20 protein-coding genes and 1 other annotated feature are annotated in these 22,324 nt (G+C 36.3%); of the genes, 2 read left to right on the top strand and 18 right to left on the bottom strand.

The genetic code is table 11. The features are described from left to right. Window positions 1–7 precede the first annotated feature (7 nt). The 5 genes from D1B32_RS08590 to D1B32_RS08570 are packed head-to-tail and all read right to left on the bottom strand — an operon-like array spanning window position 8 to window position 4,430. The gene (locus D1B32_RS08590; protein WP_118889101.1) at window positions 8–196 is read right to left on the bottom strand and encodes a Flp1 family type IVb pilin; all 189 of its coding nucleotides are present in this window, start codon (window positions 194–196) and stop codon (window positions 8–10) included. 47 nt (window positions 197–243) lie between these two features. After that, entirely contained in the window at window positions 244–1,107 is an 864-nt protein-coding gene (locus tag D1B32_RS08585; RefSeq protein ID WP_095307118.1) for a type II secretion system F family protein, read from the bottom strand. A 6-nt stretch (window positions 1,108–1,113) separates the two neighbouring features. After that, entirely contained in the window at window positions 1,114–2,061 is a 948-nt protein-coding gene (locus tag D1B32_RS08580; RefSeq protein WP_095307119.1) for a type II secretion system F family protein, read from the bottom strand. Window positions 2,062–2,065: 4 nt separating this feature from the next. Further along, window positions 2,066–3,310 (bottom strand): TadA family conjugal transfer-associated ATPase, encoded by a 1,245-nt coding sequence (locus tag D1B32_RS08575; protein ID WP_240033757.1) that lies wholly within the window; start codon window positions 3,308–3,310, stop codon window positions 2,066–2,068. Then, the gene (locus D1B32_RS08570; protein ID WP_158586225.1) at window positions 3,303–4,430 is read right to left on the bottom strand and encodes an AAA family ATPase; all 1,128 of its coding nucleotides are present in this window, start codon (window positions 4,428–4,430) and stop codon (window positions 3,303–3,305) included. The genes D1B32_RS08575 and D1B32_RS08570 overlap by 8 nt, the downstream gene beginning before the upstream one ends. Before the next feature lie 611 nt (window positions 4,431–5,041). Here D1B32_RS08570 and D1B32_RS08565 point away from each other — a divergent pair. Then, entirely contained in the window at window positions 5,042–6,463 is a 1,422-nt protein-coding gene (locus D1B32_RS08565) for a zinc ribbon domain-containing protein (RefSeq protein WP_095307121.1), read from the top strand. A 264-nt stretch (window positions 6,464–6,727) separates the two neighbouring features. On the opposite strand, the gene D1B32_RS08560 is transcribed toward D1B32_RS08565, so the two are convergent. Further along, window positions 6,728–7,942, bottom strand: a complete 1,215-nt coding sequence (locus D1B32_RS08560) for a pyridoxal phosphate-dependent aminotransferase (RefSeq protein WP_118889100.1) — start codon at window positions 7,940–7,942, stop codon at window positions 6,728–6,730. Between the two features lie 248 nt (window positions 7,943–8,190). On the opposite strand from D1B32_RS08560, the gene D1B32_RS08555 reads away from it, so the two are divergent. Then, the gene (locus D1B32_RS08555; RefSeq protein WP_095307123.1) at window positions 8,191–9,156 is read left to right on the top strand and encodes a LysR family transcriptional regulator; all 966 of its coding nucleotides are present in this window, start codon (window positions 8,191–8,193) and stop codon (window positions 9,154–9,156) included. A 46-nt stretch (window positions 9,157–9,202) separates the two neighbouring features. Here the strand turns inward: D1B32_RS08555 and D1B32_RS08550 are convergent, their stop codons facing one another. From D1B32_RS08550 to recD2, 12 genes are all read right to left on the bottom strand, one after another. Next, window positions 9,203–10,501: an aminotransferase class V-fold PLP-dependent enzyme gene (locus D1B32_RS08550; protein WP_095307125.1), complete on the bottom strand. Its 1,299-nt coding sequence runs from the start codon at window positions 10,499–10,501 to the stop codon at window positions 9,203–9,205. 261 nt (window positions 10,502–10,762) lie between these two features. Further along, complete coding sequence (gene greA / locus D1B32_RS08545; protein WP_095307126.1) at window positions 10,763–11,239, bottom strand: transcription elongation factor GreA; 477 nt, start codon at window positions 11,237–11,239, stop codon at window positions 10,763–10,765. A gap of 359 nt (window positions 11,240–11,598) precedes the next feature. Then, a complete protein-coding gene (udk, locus tag D1B32_RS08540; protein ID WP_095307127.1) occupies window positions 11,599–12,225 on the bottom strand; it encodes a uridine kinase in 627 nt (208 codons plus the stop codon). A 16-nt stretch (window positions 12,226–12,241) separates the two neighbouring features. Continuing rightward, window positions 12,242–12,883, bottom strand: coding sequence for an O-methyltransferase (locus D1B32_RS08535; RefSeq protein WP_095307128.1), 642 nt, complete (start codon window positions 12,881–12,883; stop codon window positions 12,242–12,244). An 84-nt stretch (window positions 12,884–12,967) separates the two neighbouring features. Then, entirely contained in the window at window positions 12,968–14,086 is a 1,119-nt protein-coding gene (gene mltG, locus D1B32_RS08530; RefSeq protein WP_118889099.1) for an endolytic transglycosylase MltG, read from the bottom strand. A 289-nt stretch (window positions 14,087–14,375) separates the two neighbouring features. After that, window positions 14,376–14,657: a DUF1292 domain-containing protein gene (locus tag D1B32_RS08525; protein WP_095307131.1), complete on the bottom strand. Its 282-nt coding sequence runs from the start codon at window positions 14,655–14,657 to the stop codon at window positions 14,376–14,378. A 12-nt stretch (window positions 14,658–14,669) separates the two neighbouring features. Next, window positions 14,670–15,083, bottom strand: a complete 414-nt coding sequence (ruvX, locus tag D1B32_RS08520) for a Holliday junction resolvase RuvX (RefSeq protein ID WP_095307132.1) — start codon at window positions 15,081–15,083, stop codon at window positions 14,670–14,672. A gap of 11 nt (window positions 15,084–15,094) precedes the next feature. Further along, window positions 15,095–15,361 (bottom strand): IreB family regulatory phosphoprotein, encoded by a 267-nt coding sequence (locus tag D1B32_RS08515; protein WP_095307133.1) that lies wholly within the window; start codon window positions 15,359–15,361, stop codon window positions 15,095–15,097. 149 nt (window positions 15,362–15,510) lie between these two features. Then, window positions 15,511–18,156, bottom strand: a complete 2,646-nt coding sequence (gene alaS / locus D1B32_RS08510) for an alanine--tRNA ligase (RefSeq protein WP_118889098.1) — start codon at window positions 18,154–18,156, stop codon at window positions 15,511–15,513. Window positions 18,157–18,365: 209 nt separating this feature from the next. Further along, window positions 18,366–18,574 (bottom strand) — a binding site (T-box leader). 42 nt (window positions 18,575–18,616) lie between these two features. Beyond that, window positions 18,617–19,684, bottom strand: coding sequence for an AI-2E family transporter (locus tag D1B32_RS08505; RefSeq protein ID WP_095307136.1), 1,068 nt, complete (start codon window positions 19,682–19,684; stop codon window positions 18,617–18,619). A gap of 56 nt (window positions 19,685–19,740) precedes the next feature. Continuing rightward, a complete protein-coding gene (locus tag D1B32_RS08500) occupies window positions 19,741–19,929 on the bottom strand; it encodes a YrzR-like zinc ribbon domain (protein ID WP_095307137.1) in 189 nt (62 codons plus the stop codon). Window positions 19,930–19,995: 66 nt separating this feature from the next. Continuing rightward, entirely contained in the window at window positions 19,996–22,314 is a 2,319-nt protein-coding gene (gene recD2, locus D1B32_RS08495) for an SF1B family DNA helicase RecD2 (RefSeq protein ID WP_118889097.1), read from the bottom strand. Window positions 22,315–22,324 lie beyond the last annotated feature (10 nt).

Here is a 22,324-nt window from a genome sequence, read left to right as displayed (position 1 = left end):
CAAAAGGTTACTCCTGCTGGAATTCACCAATATTCTTATCACCGAAATTCAATAAATCCTCAATCCAAACCATAATTCGATCTCTAAATAGTAATGCAATTACGACAATAACAGCTATAATCAACATAATTTCCAATGTCTGTAAGCCTTCCTCATCATTCCAAAAGTTCTTAATCGATTCTTTAATCATATTCATTTTTCTTCCTCCTAAAATTCTTTTGTTTTATATTTTGTAACCTGTACTTACAAGATGGTAAGTGCAGGAAAACCAACAATAATCATAACCGCTACAAAAATGAGTATAAGCGGGAATACGAGCTTAGATGACGCCTCTTCCCCTTTTGTCTTGGAAATGGACTTTCGCTTCTCCCATAACTCATGAGACAATTCACGTAATGCAAGAATTAAATCATTACCACCCTTACGATAATTTAATAAAATTGTTGTAGTAAAAATCGAGATTTCTTGTACACCACATTTTTTACTTAAATCATTCAATACTTGATGAAAAGGTTCATTACTCACCATTTTATTAACTGTTTCAGTTAATTCTTTAATTAGTGGAGAATTCGGGTCATTTGTTTGCGTAACACATCGGATTAATGCTTGCTGCACTGTTTCCCCGGCATTCACTAACAAAATAATTTTATTCACTACTTCTGGGAGCTCCGTAAGAATTTTTTCCTTCCGTTCCTTTTCTTGACTCGAGAGCTTGCTAATCATTGCATATGGAATTAGAACAGTGAATAAAATCCCAACGATAAAGATCGTCACATCACCTTCAGATAATAACGTAAATAAAAATGTTCCTAATAAACATACAAGTGACGTTGAAATTAGTTGTGCCACATACATTCTCGTATGCTGCAACGCTGTTCTGTTGCCATATAAACTAATCATTTTTTGTTGTATTTTTGCAATTTGACTGTATAGCCGCTCCATAATCTTTAAATTATCAATAATAAATAATGATACAGGAGCCATAAACATTAGCGGATAGTCGTTTTTAAAGTCCTCAACAACTACATCATATTGCTTCCCAACTTTAACGGAAATTCCAAAATATATAAAAATTATCACTAAGGTCAATATGCCATAGACCATCATACTTCATCACACCTTAATATCCATAATTCGCTGCCCAAACCAATAGGAAAAAATAAGGATCCCCAAACAAACTGTCATAATCAGCGGACCGCCCGAACTCCAATCATACATTGGAGCTAAGTAATCCTCTGCACTGTATTTCAATAATAAAATCATTCCTACCGGTGCAACACTTAAAATTCGTGATTCGAATTTCTTGGATGCAATCATGACGGCAACTTCTTGCTGAATATCAATTTTTTCACTAATAATATCTGACGTTCTTCGAATAACTTCTACGAGGTTCCCGCCAGACCGCTTACACGTAATGAAAACATCCGCAAAATTTTGAATATCTTCAATATCGGAACGGATACTGAAATCTAAAATTGCATTCTCGATTGTCTCTCCATTTTCAATTCGTCGATTAATAATCTCGAACTCCTGAATAATTTCTGTTTTTGGATCTGGATATAGAAGATATAGATCTGACACAACTTCTTTGAAGCTATTCTCGATTGACCTACCTGCTGCAAGCGATGAGGACAGCGAGGCAATTGCTTCCTTAAATTGTAATTTTAATTTTTCCTTGCGTTTTTCTAAGAGTGTTTTCTTCTGGATTTTCGGATAAAACAATCCAGCAGCCCCAAAGATAATCGCAGCTATAAAGCTTTCATAAAATAAATAACCGATAAATGCGAAAAATATGATTGCAAGAGCTGCATAAAAGATATACTCTCTCATCAAGAGGTGATACTCCGCGTAATCGACAAGATGTGACTCGATTTGCTTATCTGATCGATGACGCATCCGTTCCATAAAATGCTTCTTTTTTAGTTGTTCCAGCTCTGTATTTTTGGCAACTTCATCCGCCAGTTCCGTTTGATTTTCCTCTCGTTTCTTTCTTTTTGATACAGCGATAATATACCCTGCTACTAAAGCAACCAATAGGATAACTAAAATAATATCCGCCATAGCATCACCCGCTTACCTTTTCATGATCTACTTCGATACCTGCAAGATTCGCTTTTGACTGGTTAACCAGATTATTACCTGTAGAAACGAGTTTTCCGATTACTTCACCATTCTCTTTTTCTCCTTCTTCCACGAATTCATAAAGTGGATTTAAAACGACTTCACCATTTTCAACACCAAGCACTTCACTTATCGCGACAATTTTCCTTGAATTATCTCGCAAGCGCATTAAGTGAATCATAATATCAATCGCTGAAGAAATTTGCTTACGAATAACTTCCACTGGTAGGGTTGCACCATTCAGCACCATTGTTTCAAGTCTGCTCAGCATATCTTTTACAGAGTTAGCATGACCAGTGGAAAGCGAACCATCATGACCAGTGTTCATCGCCTGCAGCATATCAAGTGCTTCGGCACCACGTACTTCCCCGACGATGATTCGATCTGGCCGCATACGCAAGGAAGATTTGATTAAATCACGAATTGTAATTTCTCCCTTTCCTTCTGTATTTGCATTTCGTGTTTCCAAACTAACAAGATTCGGAACATTTTTAATTTGAAGCTCAGCAGAATCCTCAATCGTAATGATTCGTTCGTGTTGCGGAATAAAATTTGAAAGTACGTTTAAAAATGTTGTTTTTCCTGAACCCGTACCTCCACCAATAAAAATATTATACTTCGAGATGACAAGTTTCCTTAAGAATTCAGCTGCTTCTTCGGAAATCGAATCATATTTGATTAAATCCTCAATGAGCAGCGGTTTATCAGGAAATTTCCGAATCGTCATTACTGGGCCTTTTAAGGCGATCGGTGGAAGAACCACATTTACCCTAGATCCGTCTTGTAATCTGGCATCAACAATTGGTGAAGATTCATTAACCACACGATCCACTTTCGATACAATCGATTGAATGATATCCTCTAATTTTTGCTCACTTTCAAACTGAATATCTACCTTTGTCGTTGAACCAAATCGTTCGATAAAAATCTCTTTATGATTATTAATCATAATCTCTGTAATTGTCTTATCATCAATTAATGGCTGTAGAACGTCATAACCACGAAATGAGTTATAGACTCGCTCAACGAGATATTTAATCTCCGTAGACTTCAAATGTTGCTCCTTCGCATAGTCAAATACTGCAGCCTCTACATATTCCTTTAATTCATCATTCGTAATCGAGTGCATTAAATCTAAGGTTTCTCTAAGCTGCCGAATGAGATTCTTCACAATTTGTTCCTCAACCAATGGTAGAAACCCCCTCCAGTTCGACTATAATCTTATCGTGAATAATGGATTGAAGCTCTTGATTAAATTGTTCATTTCCTAATATTTCAGAGCTGGATTGCATGTTGATCCAGTTTTCTATAAATGGCAGGTAGCCATCTACGGATATCCCATACTCCCCCATCGTACCTACCATCGATCCAGTATACTTATTTAAAAGAACTGTTAGCTTATCTTTAACGATGTTTTCTTTACCCATCAACTTTAGTTCTTCCTCAAAAAACGACTTTGTTTTTAATAAACTTTGCACATCGTTTGCAATTGGCCAGATGATCTGGTCGCATTCTTTGATAGCTGCGATGTTTCTTTCGTGCAAGGAACTATCAAGATCGACAACAATATAATCATAAGCACCTGTTTCAACAATTCCATTAATTAATCGCTTTACATCAGCCTCATTGAATTCAAGCAACTCATCGGCACTAATCTCAATGTCGAAATAATCAACCATTGAATATGCGTCGTACTTTTTCAACGCTTCAATTTTAGACAAAAGCTGAGGTGATTCTGCTTTTACATAATAAAATATTTGCAATGACGGATTATCTTCAGCAGATGTAAAATATAGTCTTGTAGTATTTAATAGCTCAAGATTTAAATAAAATACTTTCGCATGATTAAGTGCCAACTGCTTACTTAAGTTTGTAGCAATTGCCGTCTTACCACATCCTCCTATTGGAGAATATACTGTTATTACTTTCGTTTTCTTGCTTCTTGCCAGCAGCTTACCTGCTGATTGATTTCGCTCATAATAGATTGCAAGGATACTGGAAATAAGTTGATTTAACCGCTGGTATCGAAACACAGCTTCCATCGATTCTCTCCTTGTCGATAGCTGATCATCCTCGAGTAGAATAATGCATGTTTCAGGAGCTAAATTTAGCATTGGATCATATAGCTCTGGGCTAATTAACATAATGTCGATTATGTCTCCTCGTTTTAAATAGGATTCCAGTTTACCTTGTTCAGAAAAATATGTAACGATAAATCGTGACGCTTCCTCTGATATGCGCAAAAAGGCTGATAATGATTCCATATAGCTACTATTATGGTCTGCCACGACAATTCGTATTTTTTTCAATTCATTCACCACCATATTAATTATGCCTTCACTTTTTACTCACATAATATTACTAAATCTGTCACATAATTTTAAGGGGTTTTACCAAAAACAGTTATATAGTCCTGGTTTAGTTCGGGAATTATCTTGAATTTAAGATAAGGATATAGTTTTAATTTAAGATATTTGGATAAATACATATAATATATCGACAATTTCGATTAAATGTTCGTCTTCTAGTCTCTTTTTGAAAGAATCATTAAAAAATAGAATGCTTTATTTTATTTTCAAAAAATTATTCATATTTCCGATTGGGAAAATAAGGAATTGTATAATCGCATTGACATAGATCAATATAACTAGATGGAAATAATTAGCTGACTTTTTTCGGGAATGTAATGTAAATGTAATAATAATGAAATGTTTGTTAACGTTTTCCATCTTTCAAAAAATCGCTTTTTGATAGTACTTTATAAATAAATATGTGTATATTACGAACTAAAGTTTGAGTGTGACTAATATTAAATATACTAATTTCTATTGAAATAAACAGTCTATAAGTAGCATCCTATTTCGTTCGTCTTATGATAATATGAAAATACTTACATAGATTAAAGGGAGGAACTATTTTTATGAAGTGTCCGAATTGTGGCCACAATCTTTCTGGCGTAAAGAAATTTTGTCCGGAATGCGGGTCTAACGTTTCAGAACAAAAAGCACCGAGAAATAAGAAAATATTTCTAGTCATAGGAGCTATTGTAGGAGTATTATTCATTGCAGTTATCAGTTTATATGTAGTTGGAAACAAGTCTTTTGGTACAGAACAAAGCATATCTGCTTTCGAAGATGCAGTTGCTAACGAAGATACAGCAAAACTTAAGTCCTTACTCGTTCCAGCTGTTGAATCATTTGAAATAACCGATGAGAATACAAGTGCATTTATCAATTATCTTAATTCTAATCCCGAATCACTAGATGAGCTTATTTCCAAGTTTCATAGTCAAGCAGAATTTATCAACCAAACCGATGGAAATAATGGCACTGCATACATGGATGATGTTTATGCGACGTTAAATCTTATCCATGATGGGAAGGCCTGGGCATTATTTGACGATTACAAGTTTGAAGTTATTCCTGCTATGATTACCCTAGCAGCAGAAAATGAAAACATTACATTATCCATAAATGAAGAAGAGGTTGCTACTACAACAGAGGAAACTTTTGAAGAAAGCTTCGGTCCATTTATGCCTGGAGTCTATTCTGTGCAAGCTTTATTTGATAATACATATGTAACGGCAGAGCAACATGATGATCTTGAACTTTTTAATAACCGTCAGCAAGCAGGGTTCCATGAATTTGAACTTCCGCTTGCACCGATTACTGTCCATGCACTTGAGGACGATTTTACGTTATATATTAACGATGAAGAAACTGACATAACGATTTCGGAAGGCGAACAATCAATTGGTACCTTTCCAAATGACAATTCTGTTTCCTTGGATATTAGAAAAGATTATCCATGGGGAGTTGTAAAGAGTGAAGAGATAACAATTGATAGTGACCACGTGAATTTTAACAAACTACATGCACTAAATGACGAAGCCCTCCATGCGTTAATGGAACAATTGAATGAAACGATCGCACAGTATCAAATAGCACTTTCTGAAAGAGATGCATCACTACTAAAAGATGGTATTACTGAGAATTTCAAAGAAAAATTAGAAGATCAAATTGCTGACGTCGAGAAGGAAGATCCAGATTATACCGGAAAGCTAGTTCACACTACTTATGATCTATCAAAAGTAAGTGATCCGAAATTTGACGAAAACAAGGATGCTTATACGCTTGAATTTTATGTACACCATGTGTTTCATGAACCAAACAGTAACCTAGGATGGCTATTACGGGATAGGGATGAGGATCAGTACACGAGATCGAGAAAACTAACAGTCATTTATGACGAAAATGCAGGAGAATGGAAGCTTGATTCCAATGTAAATGAATACTTCATTATTGTTGATTCTGAAGCTGAGGAATTTGAGATTGCGGAGTAAATGATTTTAATAAGGGTGACAGATGTACGTTCCAAATATACATCTGTCACCTCTTCTTTTATTCCTGCTGAATTGGCATTTAAACTAAAAATGCCGGATAATAATGTTTTATAAACTTCCCAATTCATTTTTATCTTTATGAAAAGCATATCGACTTCAATATGCCCACTTCCCGACGTTGAGTCAACACACCATTTTTTTCTTCATCGTGTTGTCAGAACATAGTTCCCTGTGGAATAGGATTGTTTCTCTTTTCTGAGGTAATCATTTACGGTACTCCTCTACTACTTGAATAATACGGTCAATTGCATCAGTTGCGACCTGATGATTTTGTGAGAAATTTATGCGAAAGCTATCTTTAAACTTTGGTCCAAATTCAGTACCCGGGGTTACTGTAACAGCTGCTTGAACGCGAAGTACCTTTACGAAATCATATATAGAAATAGTTAATTCGGGGAACTGTGGAAATAGATAACTCCCTGCCTCTGTAGCTCTTACCTTAAAGCCTTGCGCATTCCAGAACTTTTTAACCAAATCATCCCGAATTGCCTGGTGTTGTGCAATCCTTTTTTCCATCCATCCTTTCGGTTCAGAAAACCAAGATTTCAATACGGCTTGGTTATAGCCGCCATCACGCAGGGACACGATAGCCTGTAGTTTCTCCATACGATCGATGATTTTGGCAGACCCAAATGCTACTCCAAGCCTATACCCACTTAACGACTCGGTTTTTGATGGACCCATAATCGTGATTATATTTTCGGGATTTAAGATATTCTGTGCACAAAGATGTGTATACGCACGTCCATCAAAAATTTGACGGGAATACAGCTCATCAACGATAACTGTTACCCCATAGTTTTGAGCCAGTTCTGCAATCTCATATATTTCTTCCTGTGAATAAATGACGCCTATAGGATTATTAGGATTAGAGAATAAAAAGAGTCTAACACCAGCTCGGAAAGCATCCTCTAACTGCGTTAAGTTCAAACCTGCTGAATTGTCATTATCGAAATAGTCCATATGGACAGGGACAACCTCACCATCAAAAAATTCGACTAGTTTTCGGTTAGCAAAATAGTCTGGTTCTACAATTGCAACTTTATCCCCTCTTGAAATGGAAGCTCCCATAGCTAGAAAAAGTGCACCTTGCGTGCCTGGCGTAATAATAAGATTCTGCTCTGCATTAATCGTTGTACCTGCAAAAATCGAAAGCTTTTCTGCTGCATCCTCACGGATATTTTTACTTCCACGATACTCCGTGTAGGCCTGTTTCCCACCAGAATTTACACCTTCAATAAAAATGTCCAATGATCCTGGTATTGGCTCGAAAGCATCAACATCACCATGTGAAAAATCAACAGATGACCCAAGCATTCTCTTCTTGTGAATATCAACCTCAACGGTATTCTGTCGTACTTCTTGTCCTGGCGCATATTCAGCACCTAGTTTTAAAAACTTTTCTTCTAATAAGCTCATACGTATTCCCTCCCTCTCTTTGTCATTCCTTACCACTTTGCATAATCCTTGATTATTCTCTATAGTTATAATAGTAGCTCTTTAAGGATTACAACTCCAATACGAAAACATTTATAATGATATATCCTTTTCTCTATATGCCAAATAAAATGGTACATAAAAAGTGAATGTACATACTTCTTTTTAAAAATAGTATAAAAGGGAAATTTTTAAAGTACGTCTATAGTAAAGGGGATTCCAGGACTCTAATGCTCAAAAATATGGATTATGTATATGAAGTATATTTGAATAGAAGTTTCTCAAAAGCAGCAGAAAAGCTTTATATTTCACAGCCAGCACTTAGTGCGACAATTAAGAAGGTAGAGGCAGAAATTGGTCTTCCTATTTTTGATAGGAGTAGTAATCCAATCCAACTAACACCAGCAGGAAGATATTATATTGAATCAATCGAGTACATCATGCATCTAGAAAAAGAAATGCGATCCTATTTTAATAGCTTAGCGGATCATAAACAGACGTCTATCAATGTTGGGGGAGCTTCCTTCTTCTGCACTTATATTTTACCAACAGTCGTTCAGGAATTTAAACTTAAATATCCAGATTATATGGTGCATCTCCTCGAGGCTAATGCAGATGATTTAATGAAAGATCTGCGCTCAGGCACTGTTGATATTGTGATAGATGTTGAAATGAAAGGAGATCCTAAAGTATTCGATTCTTATGCTTGGGAAAGAGAAAATATTATACTTGCAGTTCCTTCCTATTATAAAATAAACAATGCCTTGGAAAAATATCGTCTAACTTTCAAAGATGTTGTAAATGGGCAATATTTGAGTGAGAAATATCCGAAAGTCAATCTAAAAGCATTTGAAAAAGAAAATTTCCTATTGCTAAAAAAGGGAAACGATATGTACCAGAGAAGTTTGAAGATGTGTAAAAAGGCAGGTTTCACACCCAGTGTAACCATGTATCTAGATCAGATGCTTACTTCCTATTATATTGCTTGTAATGGAAAAGGGATTGCTTTTGTACGTGCTGGAGTTACCCATTACGTAGAGGCAACCGATAAATTATTTTTCTATAAAATTAATGATATAAACGCTTATCAAAATATTATGTTGTATTATAAAAAGCCCCAACCACTTTCAAAAGCCGGTATGGATTTTATTACATTTTTAAATAAGAGGAGTTTGTCTTCCTTTAAATCAGAATAAACGCTCACTCCAAGATGAGCGTTCAAAAATTTGTTCTATTTCTCTTTCATATGATACTTTTTATATTTCTTTCAACGATTTTTTGTGTAACTTCTAGGAATTCTTCAATTTCCTCTACAGTGTTACAGTGTAAAGGCGATATCCTAATTGCACCTTCCATTCCAAATGATTGCAACATTCTTTTGGAATAAATGCTTGATGCTACACGATCATAAACAATAATGTTTTCAGCTCCATATTGATTAACCGCTTCATGATAGTCAAAAGACTCTATACGAATAGCAACGATAAAATCCCTTTTGGACAAATCTTCATAGTCAAGATAGACGGTGATGCCCGGGATATTTCTTAACCCTTTTGCTTTATCTGTTCCATCCAGCATAACTTCAAGAAGAGATCGTTCATGTAAAGCAATCCGATTCATTCCTTCTACAAACATTTTTCTTCTATCATGCTCATCGGAAAATTTACTTCCTATCCAGCAAACATAATTTACAACCTCACTGATGGAAGCAAAATGTCCAGGTGTTGAACTGCCAAGTTGTAAATCACTGTTATCCTTTCCAAACAGGCGGTGATGTGGAAGTTTTGCAGCTCTTTCAGAAAGATAAGCAATCCCGCTTCCCCTCACTCCGAAAAATTTATACGGTGCTATATTCATCGCATCTACAGGGGTTTTTTCGATATCAATTAAACCATGTGGGGCATGCTGCACAGCATCAATAATAATATATAAATCTGGTTTTATTCTTCTTGCTTCTTTTACAATTGTCTCAATATCTAAAATGGCGCCTGAAATATTCGATGCATAAATAACACTCAAAAAACAAGTGTCGCTGTCAATAAGTTTCGTTATTTCATCTACATCCACTCCTCCTGTTACAGGGTTAGTGTTAGCAACACGAAATTCCTTTCCTAACTTATTTGCATAAAACTTGGCTGCATCAAATGCAGATGGATGCTCTAATGCGGTAGTAACAATATTTGATCCCTCAATATTCTCAGCAATCACACCAGTAATTTCAAACATAGCCTGGGAAGCAGTTAGGTAAGTTGCAATGCTCCCTTCTTTCGCATTAAATATTGTTCGCGTATCATTTATTCCCTGTTGTTCAATTTCAAATAAAAATTTTGCTGTTTCATGGTCACGTCCGGGATGATCTGGAATCAAATCGAACTGCGCAAATTTTTCATTGGCGCTTTTCAGTCGAAAGGATCCTCCTGCGTTGTCAAGAAACAGTCGCTTCTTCTGTGTATGGGGATCAATATCAACAAATGCAAACTTATCTCTGATTTGACTTAGTAAATCATTACTAAACAATGTTTCAGTCGTCAGCTTAACCAATTAGTAGCACCTCCATTATCTTCTAATAGGTCTTACAATAATAGTAATACTTCTAAATTGGTAACTCCAATACGAAAAAGTTTATAATGATATACATTTTTCTCTATGATTATCTAATAAAGATCGAATGTGTTAGGATTAAAAATACATAATATGTTGTTACGGGGAATAAAAAGTTGGGTATACCTATAAAAAATAGTGGCTACCATGTCCATTTAAACATAGTATCCACTACTCATTGTAAGATTGATTTATAAATTACTACTCCACTTTCGTAATTTTAACTTGAATATCGCCACCAGGGGTTGCCACTGCTACCTCTGTCCCAATTTCATGACCTAATAAGCTTTTTGCCATTGGAGAATCATTGGAAATTTTTCCTTCAAATGGATCCGCTTCCGCACTTCCAACGATTGTATAGGTTTCTTCATCTCCATCAGGTAATTCCATGAAAGTTACGGTTTTACCTAAAGAAACAACATCTGGATTATCATTATCATTTTCAATGATGACTGCATTGCGAATCATTTTTTCCACTTGTGTAATACGTTGTTCAACAAATGCTTGGTCATCTTTTGCCGCATCATACTCGGAGTTCTCAGATAGATCGCCAAAGTCTCGTGCAACTTTAATTCGTTCCACAACCTCTTGACGTCGATCTGTTTTCAAATAATGTAATTCCTTCTCTAATTTTTCTTTCCCCTCTTGTGTCATATAATAACTTTTCTCTACAACCATTCAAAACACTCCTTCTTTTCACTATACAAATAAAAATAAGCGTTAAAGCTTATGCTGACGATAAAAAAAATATACTAAAGATTACTATGGCAGATTTGTAACCGTTTTTCAATCTTTTTGTTTTAGTGGTCGTTCAAAAAGTCCGGTGAAAATGACACTTCGAGAACAGATGACCTTCAACTAACTTCCGACACGTCCTGTGTCAACGTCGAAGTCACCACATGCTATAGAAGCTCGTTGGCTTACTTTTCCACTCTTTGGAAAAGAAAATCACTTTTCCTGCGTGTAAAATCGCCTGCTCCAAGCTACGCCGCCTCGAACTGCTCGGTCCTTTCCATCCTTCTTTTTGAACCTACACTTTATTTTTTTGCTAAGATTGTTTCGATTTTAGAAGCCATTATATCAATCGCTACATGGTTTTGTCCACCTTCAGGAATTATAATATCTGCATATCGCTTCGAAGGCTCGATAAATTGTAAATGAGCAGGTCGTACACTATTAATATACTGGTCAATAACGGAATCTAATGAGCGACCTCTTTCCTTAATATCCCTTAATAACCTGCGAATAATACGAAGATCGGCATCTGTATCAACAAATACTTTAATATCCATTAAATCAACTAGCCGTGGATCTTCAAGTATTAAAATTCCTTCAACAATAATTACTTCTTTCGGTTTTACATGTATTACTTCATCTGATCGTGTATGAATTTTATAATCATAAACAGGCTTTTCGATAGGTTTATGATTCATTAAATCACGTAAATGGTCAATTAGCAAATCATTATCAAACGCTAATGGATGGTCATAATTCGTGTTTAACCTTTCCTCCAATGGAAGATGACTTTGATCTTTATAATAATAATCTTGTTCTACAACAAGAATGGTTTTATCTGTAAAGCGTTGACAGATGGAGCGTGTTACAGATGTTTTACCACTGCCACTTCCACCGGCTACACCGATAACTACTGGCTTGTCCCGCACGAAAAAGCACCTCTCCTTATTTCATTTTATAACTTACTGCTACTCCATCTCCTATTGGCAAAATCGTTGTTTTGAAGTCGGGATGATTCGTTAGCATCTCATTGTAATTTCTTATTTTATCTACCATCTTCTGATAACGCTTCGGAACATCAAGAGGGTTCGCGACGAATCCTCGGAATAACACGTTATCCGAAATGATAATGCCATTTGGATTTAACATTGGGTTAGCAAGTTCAAAGAAACGCTCATATTGACCCTTTGCCGCATCAATAAAAATCAAGTCAAACCGTTTTCCATGTTCAGCTAGTTCTACAAGTATGTCTAGAGCATCCCCTTGTATTACCTCGATGTGTTCTTGTTTACCTAATGCTTCAATGTTTTTTACTGCTTGAAGATAGCGTTGTTCGTCTTTTTCAATTGTTATAATGAAAGCATTGGAACTCGCTGCTTGCATTCGTAAAGCAGAATATCCAATCGCTGTTCCTATTTCTAATATTTGCCCGGGACGTGTTAATCGCACGAGCTGTGCTACAAAGTTCATGCCTGACCTATCCATAATCGGCACCTGATCAGCTTTGGCTTCCGATTCGAGTTTAGTTATCCAATCTTCTTGATCTGGTAATAGAGCTGTTAAATATTTAGTTATTTCTTCGTTCATTCTTTTACCTCTTTGCTCGTTATAGTACCTTTTATACTTATAAAAACGGGAAATGTGAAATAGATATTTCACATTCCCAGATAATTATTTCATATATTCATCCCTGTTTTGTAAATGCTCCTCGTACGTTTCAGCATAATATATTTCCCCTTTTTTGTCGTGCAGGAAATACATATAATCCGTATCTGCTGGTTCAACTACGGCGTTTAAAGAGCTTTCCGCAAAATTGGCAATTGGGCCAATTGGCAATGCAGTGACTTTATATGTGTTGTACGGGGAATCTATTTCCAAATCCTCATACGTAACAATCTCATTATGCTCCCCTAAAGCGTATAGAACAGTAGGGTCTGTCTGAAGTGGCATCTCCGCTTCCAAGCGATTATAAAATACTCCTGAAATTTGTTGTCTTTGTTCCTCGCTTGCCGTTTCTCTTTCAACGAGTGAAGCAAATGTAAGTGCTTCGTGTACATTAAAATCTAGTTCCTCAATAGCTGGCATATATTTAGATACTACGTTTTGTGTTTGATCAAGCATTCCCTCAACGATTGATTCAATGCTTGGGGATTCGACGTAATAATCATAAGTCGAAGCAAATAAATAGCCTTCTAATGGTGTTCGAATATCGGGATCGAGTATTTCTTCTGATAAAAGATTTGGGTATCGTTCCATCAATTCTTTAACATAAGCTCGATCATTAACGGTTTCGAGAAATTCCTCTTTTGTAAAGTCAAATCGCTCACTATATATTTCAGCAATTTGATCAATTGTTAATCCTTCAGGAATGGTCACGGTATGGACCGCATCCAGTATTACGCGTCCATTTTTCAGTGACTCTATAATTTCATCAAATGTCATGGCAGGTGTAAAGGTATATTCACCCGCTTGAAAATCAGACTCATTATTAAATTTTACATAGAACCGAAAAACTCTTCCATCTTTAATAATTCCGTTTTCCTCTAAAATTGCAGCAATATTTGAGCTTGAAGAACCGATTGGTATTTCTACTGTAATTTCTTCTTCACTTTCTGCATCTACAGGCTCCAGAGCCGATTTCACGTATAAATAGCCTGAAATTGCACCAATGGCTAATATCAGGAACAAAGCAACAAGTATAATCAATACAATCTTTCTTACAGTACTTGCCTCTTGGCTTCTGGTAATAAGGTTGTCCTTAAAACTGCCTGACCCTTTCTTTTTGGACATCCAATATCCCCCTTTCATCCGCTATATTATACTAAAAAATGATATTTTTATCCATAATATAGCGGAATTCAACAAAGGCACATGCGGTTCTATAGCAATAATAGGTTGATTTACAGTTTAAAAGGTTTAGCGGATTTTTATCCTTCCACTTTTTTAATGATTTGGTTTGGATAAGACCTACCTTTCTGAAATAAACGTTTTGATATAGATAGCACGTCTTAACCTTCCATCAATCAAGCAAAAGCTGATGTCAAAAATGACATCAGCTCCGTTTTTATGAAATTAATACTTACGATTCATCTTCTTCCTCTGCTAATGTGTTTAGCATTTCTTCAACGATGTCCCATTCTTCATCTGATTCAATTGGGAAGAGTGATAAGTCGGAGTCGTCTGTTTCCTCATATCGGAATGCATATACTTCTACTTCCTCATCATCTGCTTGTTCAGCAGGAACAACTGCAATATATGTTTGTCCTGTTTCATCTACATCAAATGTAAATAATACTTCAAATAGATGCTCTTCACCATTTTCATCTGGTATAATAATTCTTTCCTTTTCTTCTAATCCCATACTATCACTCCTTTATTTTTGATCAAGATAGCCTTGCAGTATCATCACTGCTGCCATTTTATCAATTATCTTTTTTCTTTTTTTCCTACTCATATCTGCTTCCAAAAGTACGCGTTCTGCTGCGATGGTTGAAAGCCGTTCGTCCCACAACTCGGTTGGTATACCATGTACTTCTTCCAAATGACGTGCGTATCTTTTTGATGCTTCACCACGTTCGCCAATTGTACCATTCATATTCTTCGGTAATCCAACGATAGCTTTTCCGATTTCATGCGTTTCTATAATTGATTTTAGTTCAGCATCCGCTGAATGAATATCGGCTTCATCCCATTTTATCGTTGTTACACCCTGTGCTGTCCAACCAAAAGCGTCACTCACTGCTACACCTATCGTTTTTGAACCTACATCTAATCCTACAATTTTCATCTGCTTATCCTTTACTTATCTTTATGCTGTTCCAAATAAAACTTAACCAATTCTTCAATAACTTCATCTCGTTCAACTTTGCGAATTAAATTTCTGGCATCATTGTATCTTGGAATATACGCTGGATCGCCCGACAATAAATAACCTACTATCTGATTGATCGGATTATATCCCTTTTCTTGCAGAGACTCATGTACCGTCAGAAGAATATCTTTTATATCCTGGTCGAATGGTTCCTCTGAGAAATTAAATTTCATTGTCTTATCTATTGAACTCATCGTGACACCTCGTTCCAAGTTTGCCTTGTTATAATACAATCGCTTCTAATTCATATTCTAACATGTTTATACAAATTATTATATCTTTTTCCAAAGAAGGATACAAACTGTCCCTACTTTTCGTTAGAACTTCAGTCCAAAAATGTTGCTTAAGCCTGCTTAATATTTTCAATTATATAATGTTTAGCTGCTTCTAGTGCTTCTGCAATTTTTGCTGGATTTTTACCACCTGCTTGTGCCATATCTGGGCGTCCACCGCCACCACCGCCGCAAATGGTTGCAGCTTGTTTGATTAGGTTCCCAGCATGTAAGCCTTGCTCAATCAAATCTTTTGACACACCTGCAGCTAATTGAACCTTTCCATCATTTTCAGCCGCAAGTAAAATGACACCAGAATCTAACTTTTGCTTCAATTCGTCGAGCATCTTACGTAATTGATTCATATCTTTCACGTTTACCTTTTGAGCTAGAAGGCTTATATCCTGAATGGATTCTACCTTATCTAAGATAGATGAAGCTTCTAAATTGGATAATTTCGCACTTAAGGACTCATTCTCTTTTTGTAATCCTTTAATTTCTTGATGCAATCCTTCGATTCGTTCTGGAAGCTGTTCTTCTTTTGATTTAGCAAGGTTTGCAGATCTGCTAAATATTTCTAATTTATCATTGAGGTATTCATATGCATGTTTACTTGTAACAGCTTCAATTCTTCTTGTACCAGCCCCAATACCGCTTTCTGATACAATTTTGAATAAGCCAATTTCAGAAGTGTTCGTCACATGGCAACCACCACATAACTCTAGACTGTAATCACCAATTTGAACAACTCTTACAACATCGCCATATTTTTCACCGAATAAAGCCATTGCACCCATCTCTTTTGCTTCATCCAGTTTCTTATTATCTATAAACAAGAAAATTGATTCCCACACTTTTTCATTAACAATGTGTTCAATCTGTTTCAGTTCATCCTTCGTTACAGGATTAAAATGGGAAAAATCAAAGCGTAATCGCTCTGGTGTCACTAATGAACCCGCTTGGTTTACATGTGTGCCTAAAACGTCCTTCAACGCCTGATGGAGCAAATGTGTTGCCGTGTGGTTTTTGATGACTGCTGTACGGAAGCGCTCATCCACCATTGCTTTTACGCTCTCACCTGCATGAAATTCACCTTCTTTAATTTCAACACGATGAATATGCTGGCCTTTTGGTGACTTCTGTACATCCAGTACATACGCAGATGCATTTTCTGTGTATATCCAACCATGGTCTGCAACCTGCCCACCACTTTCAGCATAAAAAGGAGTCCGATCTAAAAATAATAAAACTTCATCACCTTTTTTCATGGTGTTTACAACTTCTTTTCCACCAATAATGGATGCTATCGTTGTATCCACTTCAAGCTGATCATAGCCGACAAATTCACTTTCAATCTTGATTTCACTTAAAACTGTATCTTGAACTTGCATGGAATCTACCTTTTGTCTTGCATTTCTAGCACGCTCACGTTGCTTTTCCATTTCCTGTTCGTAACCTTCCTGATCAATAGTGAAACCTTGTTGTTCTACATATTCTTCAGTAAGCTCTTTCGGGAAACCGTACGTATCATAAAGTCGGAATACTTCCTCACCAGGAAACATCGTATTTCCTGCAGCTTTTTCTCGATCCATAATGGATGATAGTATATGCAATCCATCATTTAGCGTTTCATGGAAACGCTCCTCTTCCACCTTGATAATATTTTGAATAAATTCACGCTGACGTAAAACTTCTGGGTAGAAGTCTTTCATTATTTCACCAACGGTATCGACTAACTCATACATAAATGATTTCTCAATTCCAATTTCTTTTGCAAATCGAACTGCTCGTCGTATGAGTCTTCGTAGTACATAGCCTCTGCCTTCATTTGATGGAACCGCACCATCACCTATTGCAAAGCTTACCGTGCGGATATGATCAGCAATGACCTTAAATGCCGTATCACCCTCATCACTATTTCCATAGGTAGTATTTGCAATAGCTTCCGTTTTACGGATAATTGGCATAAATAAATCCGTATCAAAATTCGTTGGTACCTGCTGAATGATCGATGTCAATCGCTCAAGGCCCATCCCAGTATCAATATTTTTCTTTGGCAACGATGTGTACGTGTCATCTGGATTATGATTGAACTGGGAAAATACAAGATTCCACACTTCCAAATAACGGCTATTCTCTCCACCTGGATAAAGCTCTGAATCATTGGGATCATTTCCATATGCTTCACCACGGTCATAGAAGATCTCCGTATTTGGTCCACTTGGTCCTTCACCAATATCCCAGAAGTTTTCCTCTAAGCGAATAATTCTCTCTTTTGGAATTCCAATTTCATTCAGCCAAATGTCATATGCTTCATCATCCTCTGGATGTACGGTAACAGATAGTAATTCTTTATCAAAACCGATCCATTTCTCATCCGTCAAAAACTCCCAGGCCCAAGTTATTGCTTCTTTTTTAAAATAATCACCAATGGAGAAATTCCCTAGCATTTCAAAAAATGTATGGTGTCTTGCCGTGAAGCCAACATTTTCAATATCATTTGTGCGAATGGACTTCTGTGCATTCACAATACGCGGGTTTTCCGGAATTACTCGACCGTCGAAATATTTCTTCAATGTTGCAACCCCACTGTTAATCCATAATAATGTTGGGTCTTCGACAGGAACAAGAGAAGCACTTGGTTCTACCTGATGTCCTTTCTCTTTGAAAAAGTCAATAAAGAGTTGTCTTATTTCTGCTGAGCTTAATTGTTTCATGAATCATTCCTCCAAACGTTTTATAAAGCGAAACTTCATTCAGTGGGGTTTTCGTTCTTCCTCCACTGAATGTTAGTTGAACAAAATTAGGAATTTACAGGCTGTTTCCCCCAACCTTCACGCGATTCGGGTTCCCTCACACTTAAAAATGGGGGGATTACAGCTCGTTAATGCGTGATAAAATTAAAAAATCCCCTCTCTGCATTGAATGCAGGGACGAGATTTGTTCGCGGTACCACCCTAATTATGAATGATAAAATCATTCATCACTTAAACATGGTAACGGTATGAGACCGACGGGGATTAGCCGTACTCCAGCTTAGCTTTCCATGAGGCTATGTTTAGGATTTCTTTCAACCAAGGAAACCCCTCTCTTTAAACTAGCTGCTCATGTACTTTGTGCCTTCTTCGCGTTTCATTTATTATGATAGCGTAATTATAAAAAACTTTTGTTGCATTGTCAATGATTAGACCGTAGAGAAACAAACTGTATGGCAATCACTTTTAAAATCGTTAATGCAGGGACAGCCAATATCATACCCCAGACCCCAAATAATTGACCACCTAATAATAAAACAAAGATGATTGCTACAGGATGAATTTTAACCGTTTTCCCCATAATATACGGAGATAAAAGGTTCCCTTCGATTACTTGAATGACAAAAATAGCAATAATCACAAATATTACAGTGTTCCCCCCTATTGTATAGGAAATCATCACCACAGGGATTGCACCAATGATTGGTCCGAAATACGGAATAATATTTGTAACTCCCATTACAATCGCTAATAGCAGCGCGTAATTAACATCAAGCAATTTAAAAATGATTAGACATGCAATACTAACAAATAAACTGACGATCAGCTGTCCTCGAATATAGCCTCCAAGTCCTTTATCAACTTCTCTCAATAATTCAGCCGCTTCATCCTTATATTTATTTGGAATAAACCACATAAAAAAAGATTCGATCTTCACATAATCCTTGATGAAGTAAAAAACGAGTACTGGTATAACCGTTATAATAAGAATCATGTCGAAAATTCGTGTAAAGCCTAAGGCAAGCCTACCAAGTAAATTATCCAAGGAAGTTTCTAAAGTTGCTATCAGCTGATCAATTTTGTCATGTACTGTTTCAGGTAAAAACGAAGTATAGCTGTATACTTGATAAATCCAGCTTTCATACATGCGAATAAATTCAGGGAGATTTTCGTTTAAATCACGGACCTGGTGAACAATAGCTGGATATCCTTTGTAAAATAAATAACCAACCCCGCCAAAAAATATTAAATAGATTAACAGGATCGCTAGACCTCGATGAATATTCCACTCATGTAATTTTTCCACTAATGGATGAAGCAAATATGCAATTAATGCTGCAATTAAAAACGGAATGAAAAGCTTCCATAAAAATGAAAAAAAGGCTTCGTAATATGGCATTGTTTTTACAAGTAGAAAGGAAAATATAAATAACACAATCCCAATTAATAGCCAATACAGTAATCGAAAGCGCTTTTTGTCCTCAACCATGATAAACACTCCTCGGGGGCATTTTGTATTATCTCGCTATCCTAAGCCGGGAGTGTTTATGGTAATTTTCTTTCCTCTTTGGTAAACAAATCATCCAATGAGCTTAAGCTTCCATCAGCTTCGATTTGATGCACCATTAATTCATTGCTTGTCACTGTCATTTCAATAAAGCAAGTCCAGCAATAATAATCCTGTGTTCCTATCTTTCCAATGTCTTTTCCATTACAGTTCGGGCATCGTAGCATGATTTTAACTCCTTTTCGAGTATTACGCTACTATACTTGCCCGCTTGTATATTTTTTATACCTTCATTACATGAAATCATACGGTGAGATTTCTTCCTCATCCACTTCTTCGGCTTCTTCCATTTTCAAATCTTTCATTCTTCCACTTAATTGCTCTTTCAAGGACGTATAGCGTTTATTTGTATCCATTGTTTGAATCCCTTTTAAAAATGCCTGTTGTTCACCACAAATAATTAAAGACTCTTTGCTTCTCGTAATTGCTGTGTACAATAAATTTTTTCGCAGCATTCGATAATAGGTTGATACAACCGGAAGAATTACAATTGGAAATTCACTGCCTTGTGACTTATGAATCGAAATACAATAAGCATGTGTAAAATTAATATAGTTGTTTCGTTCATAAACAACTTCTTTATCATCAAAAGCAATCACAACCTGCTCCACATTATCTACATTCTCTTCCTCTCGAAAAATAGCAACAACTTCCCCAATATCGCCATTATATACGCCATCCTCTGGTTGATTGACAAGCTGAATCACTTTATCTCCAACTCGGTAAACCACATCATGGTACTTTACTTCCCGCTTCGTTTTTGTTTTTGGATTAATCAACTGCTGTAACTGTTGATTAATCATCGTGATCCCTGCCTGACTTCGATACATAGGAGCCAATACTTGAATCTCCTTGACATCAAGTCCTTTCTCTTTAGCCTTTGTGAAAATTGATGTTACTACTTGAAGCATTTGATGTTCATTACATGCAATAAAACTAAAATCTTTATCATTCTGTAACGATTGGACTGTCAGTTGATTATTTTTTATTTCATGTGCGAGCTGAATGATTTTCGATCCTTCTTTTTGGCGGTATACTTCATTCAGACGAACTAGCGGTAGTAATTTACTATTTAATAAATCTGTTAATACTTGTCCAGGTCCAACAGATGGAAGCTGGTCTTCATCACCAACAAGCAATACTTGCATTTCATCTGGAATTGCCTTAAATAAACTGTTCGCAAGCCAAATATCTACCATGGAAAACTCATCAACAATTAGAATTTTTCCGGATAGCTGTTCTTGTTCATCCTTATTGAACCCATTGCTCCCATTCCAACCCAGTAGTCTATGAATGGTCAGTGCTGGAAGACCAGTCGACTCATTCAAGCGTTTTGCAGCTCTGCCTGTTGGCGCAGTTAAAACGAATGGAAATTCAGCTGGATCATCATAATCTTTCGGATTAAGTGAAACATCATGTATTGTCGCATATGCTTTTAAAATCCCTTTAATAACCGTTGTCTTTCCAGTTCCAGGTCCACCGGTTAGAATCATTACTTTTGAATGCAACGACTGATTAATCGCAGAAAACTGTTCTTTCCCATAGCTAAGTACTTCCGATTCTTCAATATCACCCGTTATTTTCATCATTTCAGCTAGCGGTGTTTCATCTTTAATGGGCTTCTCCATAATCCGTTTTAAATTCGCTGCAAAGCCATCTTCTGCATAATAAAGCGAAGGTAGGTACACCTTAGTATCTTTCATGATAACTTTCTTCTCTTTATTCAATTCTTCCATTTGTTCAGTAATAATACGAACCTCTTCGGAATGGATGCTAAGCAGTTCCCCAACCTGGTCTACACAAAATTCTATCGGGATATACACATGACCATCTTGAATACATTTTTGCAGGATATAAATACACCCAGCTCCAATTCGATTTGGGTGTGTCATCGATAATCCATTCTGTCTTGCAATGTCATCTGCTGTCCGAAAACCAAATCCTTCTATTGCGAAGACATACTGGTACGGATCTTCTTCTAAAACTTCAATAGCTTCATCTTTATATTCTTTATAAATTCGCTGTGCCATTTTTAACCCAACACCATAGTTGGCTAAATACACTGCAATATGTTCAAATCCTTGATTCTCCTGTATGCTTGATGCTAAACGTTCAGCAGTTTCCTTTTTAAGTCCTGGTACACCTTGCAAAATACTTCCATCATTCAAAATTTGGGTGATTGCTGTTTCACCTAAATGTTCAACGATTCGTTCCGCAGTCTTTTTCCCGATACCATAAAAGAGATCGCTTGATAAATAGGCTACTAAACCATCCTTTGTATTCGGTACAATCGTTTTATAGGAAGAAACCTTATACTGCAATCCAAACCTGGCATGTCTTTCAAACGTTCCATAAAAGAAATAGGGGGTTTGCTCTTGGAGGTTGGAAAAATAGCCTTTTGCAACAATCTCTTTTTCTTTAAAATCTTCATTTGTATCCTGAACTCGGATCTTAATGATAGAAAAATGCTCTGCTTCATTATGAAAAATGGTATACAATATTTCTCCTTTAATATACCCTTGTTCATCCATTGTTTGTTGATCCTGTTCCATCTGAAACAAC

It is taken from the genome of Oceanobacillus profundus (assembly GCF_003515705.1).
Lineage (GTDB): Bacteria > Bacillota > Bacilli > Bacillales > Amphibacillaceae > Oceanobacillus > Oceanobacillus profundus.
Note: the sequence above shows the minus strand (reverse complement) of the source record. Positions and strands in the feature narration are given on the sequence as shown.

Bases quoted from the DNA above. Each gene is read 5' to 3' on its own strand.
- D1B32_RS08590 (WP_118889101.1), bottom strand. From the start codon at position 196: ATGAATATGATTAAAGAATCGATTAAGAACTTTTGGAATGATGAGGAA.
- D1B32_RS08585 (WP_095307118.1), bottom strand. From the start codon at position 1,107: ATGATGGTCTATGGCATATTGACCTTAGTGATAATTTTTATATATTTT.
- D1B32_RS08580 (WP_095307119.1), bottom strand. From the start codon at position 2,061: ATGGCGGATATTATTTTAGTTATCCTATTGGTTGCTTTAGTAGCAGGG.
- D1B32_RS08565 (WP_095307121.1), top strand. From the start codon at position 5,042: ATGAAGTGTCCGAATTGTGGCCACAATCTTTCTGGCGTAAAGAAATTT.
- D1B32_RS08560 (WP_118889100.1), bottom strand. From the start codon at position 7,942: ATGAGCTTATTAGAAGAAAAGTTTTTAAAACTAGGTGCTGAATATGCG.
- D1B32_RS08555 (WP_095307123.1), top strand. From the start codon at position 8,191: ATGCTCAAAAATATGGATTATGTATATGAAGTATATTTGAATAGAAGT.
- greA (WP_095307126.1), bottom strand. From the start codon at position 11,239: ATGGTTGTAGAGAAAAGTTATTATATGACACAAGAGGGGAAAGAAAAA.
- D1B32_RS08535 (WP_095307128.1), bottom strand. From the start codon at position 12,883: ATGAACGAAGAAATAACTAAATATTTAACAGCTCTATTACCAGATCAA.
- mltG (WP_118889099.1), bottom strand. From the start codon at position 14,086: ATGTCCAAAAAGAAAGGGTCAGGCAGTTTTAAGGACAACCTTATTACC.
- D1B32_RS08525 (WP_095307131.1), bottom strand. From the start codon at position 14,657: ATGGGATTAGAAGAAAAGGAAAGAATTATTATACCAGATGAAAATGGT.
- ruvX (WP_095307132.1), bottom strand. From the start codon at position 15,083: ATGAAAATTGTAGGATTAGATGTAGGTTCAAAAACGATAGGTGTAGCA.
- D1B32_RS08515 (WP_095307133.1), bottom strand. From the start codon at position 15,361: ATGAGTTCAATAGATAAGACAATGAAATTTAATTTCTCAGAGGAACCA.
- alaS (WP_118889098.1), bottom strand. From the start codon at position 18,156: ATGAAACAATTAAGCTCAGCAGAAATAAGACAACTCTTTATTGACTTT.
- D1B32_RS08505 (WP_095307136.1), bottom strand. From the start codon at position 19,684: ATGGTTGAGGACAAAAAGCGCTTTCGATTACTGTATTGGCTATTAATT.
- D1B32_RS08500 (WP_095307137.1), bottom strand. From the start codon at position 19,929: ATGCTACGATGCCCGAACTGTAATGGAAAAGACATTGGAAAGATAGGA.
- recD2 (WP_118889097.1), bottom strand. From the start codon at position 22,314: ATGGAACAGGATCAACAAACAATGGATGAACAAGGGTATATTAAAGGA.